At 47.2% G+C, this 2,117-nt stretch carries 2 protein-coding genes and 1 pseudogene; all 3 read left to right on the top strand.

Going from position 1 to position 2,117, the window contains the following annotated elements; all coding sequences use genetic code 11:
- Window positions 1-69 precede the first annotated feature (69 nt).
- Entirely contained in the window at window positions 70-453 is a 384-nt protein-coding gene (gene soxX, locus AC2VLY_RS01795) for a sulfur oxidation c-type cytochrome SoxX (RefSeq protein ID WP_486892520.1), read from the top strand.
- A 28-nt stretch (window positions 454-481) separates the two neighbouring features.
- Window positions 482-1,345, top strand: coding sequence for a sulfur oxidation c-type cytochrome SoxA (gene soxA / locus AC2VLY_RS01790; RefSeq protein ID WP_486892519.1), 864 nt, complete (start codon window positions 482-484; stop codon window positions 1,343-1,345).
- A gap of 68 nt (window positions 1,346-1,413) precedes the next feature.
- Window positions 1,414-2,117 (top strand): annotated as a pseudogene (locus tag AC2VLY_RS01785) (c-type cytochrome biogenesis protein CcsB); the annotation flags it as partial.

Below are 2,117 nucleotides of genomic sequence, written 5' to 3'. Positions count from 1 at the left end.
TAAATTGCAGGAGAGACTATGAAGGGACACCTTTTTAACGCGTGTTGGGAATTTTAACAGGAGGTCGTTATGAAAACATCAAAACTAGTTGTCATAGCCGTCATAACATGCGCTGCTGGTTTTATAGGATCTGAAACTGTCGCTGTGGCTGCACCTATGACTAATGCGCAAAATATTGCAGCCGGAAAGTCCATTGCATTTAACCGTACGCAAGGTAATTGTTTGGCCTGCCATGTGTTGCCTGGCGGGACAATGGCAGGTAACGTCGGTCCCGATCTGTCGGTCTTGCCCCTTAAGGCCATATTTAAAACAAAAGAAAAACTCGTAGATTTTTTGTATGACCCGGAAAAGGTGATTCCGCACATCAATATGCCCCAGTTTGGTAAAAACAAAGTGCTGACGCATCATCAGATGGAGTTGGTGGCCGATTACTTATGGTCATTGAAGGGCTAGGATCGTTATCCCGATATGGAGTACAATCATGAAAAAATTATTGATAGTTGCTGCCGCGATCAGTCTGGTAGGCGTTGCCGGGAGTGCAGAAGCGATCGTCTGGTGGAATCTGGGTAATATTAAAGTGGGTCCTGAACAAACCCTCAAGGATTTTCACCAGTATTTCAAGGAACAATTTCCGAAAATGTCCCTGCAAAAATATGCGCTCGGGAGTTACGCCTTCAGCCCGGAAATGTATCAACAATATCAGGAAGCCATTCAGTTTAATCCGGGAGATCTGACGCTCAGTCAGGGTAAGGCCGCCTGGGAGAAAAAATTTCCAGACGGGAAAACCTATGCGTCCTGCTTTAAGGATGGCGGCAAAGGTGTGGCCGCCAGTTATCCGTATTTTAACAACAAAACCGGTCAGGTGGTCACGACTCAGATGCGTTTGAATAGTTGTCGGGTTGAAAATCATCTTCAACCTCTCAAGTATGGGAGCGGCTCCATGATTGCTCTGGATACCTACTTTACTTCGCTGTCCAACGGTATGCCGGTGGATATCAAAGTACAGGGGCCAGGCGCCGTTAAAGCCTTTGAAGAAGGGAAGGCCAATTACTTCATGAAACGCGGACAACTCAACTTCAGTTGCGCGACCTGTCATGTGGCTTATGCTGGTAAGTATCTGCGAGCCCAGATTATTTCTCCATTGTTGGGCCAAAGTGCGCATTATCCGACTTATCGGGCCGCTTGGGGAGCAGTCAATACCTTTGAAAAACGTTTCCAGGGCTGTGACAAAAAAGTGGGTGCGATGCCGCAAAAACTGGAAAGCGTCAATTATCGCAATCTGGAATATTTTATGTCCTACATCAGTAATGGCATCAAAATCAATGTGCCTGGTTACCGCCCTTGATAACTCATTTAATGTGAATGGATGCTGAACGATCAGGTTAATCTGTCAGCATCTGCAGGAGTATATATATGTCTACCGAAAGCTCTGAAATCCGACACCTACTGACCTTTGGTGGTATGCGTGCTGAAGGACGTCTTGCCGCTCAGTTATGGGCAGCTTTTCTGACCATCGGTGCTTTTTTGGTCTGGTATTTGTTTCGGGCCGATTTTTGGATGTGGCAGTTTATTGTTTTGGGTCTGTGGTATGTGGGCCTGATGTGGTTTGGAATCCGCTGGCCGGCCTTCAGAATCCTGTTTTTGACCGTTATAGGGATTGCGGCGATTGGTGTGGCGCTTTATCAGTCAGGATACACAGCCGCAAATAATGCGCTGCTGTATTATGTGCTCCAAAGTAACGCCATGTTTTACTGGATGAGTGGGGCGATACTGATCAGCGCCATAGGATATTATCGTTATTTATTCAGCGGTAATCAATCGGCTGGGGACTGGGGGCATCGTTTTGCCTGGATTACTGTAGCTCTGGGTTTTGCGGGCCTCGCCATTCGTTGGCAGCAGACTTACGTCGGTCATCCCTCCTGGGGACATATTCCGGTAACCAACATGTACGATGCGATGGTTCTCTTGTGTACGACTACGACCCTTTTTTACCTGTATTACGAAGGCCAGGGTAAAAATCGGGGGCTGGGTGCTTTTGCCATGCCGATGATTCTTGTTGCCGATATTTTTCTGGTCTGGGTAGGTGTCGCCTATCATCAGAATCAGATTCAGCCCGT

It is taken from the genome of Acidithiobacillus sp. TH-A36, from assembly GCF_057473445.1.
This window is presented reverse-complemented; position numbering and strand designations above follow the sequence as displayed.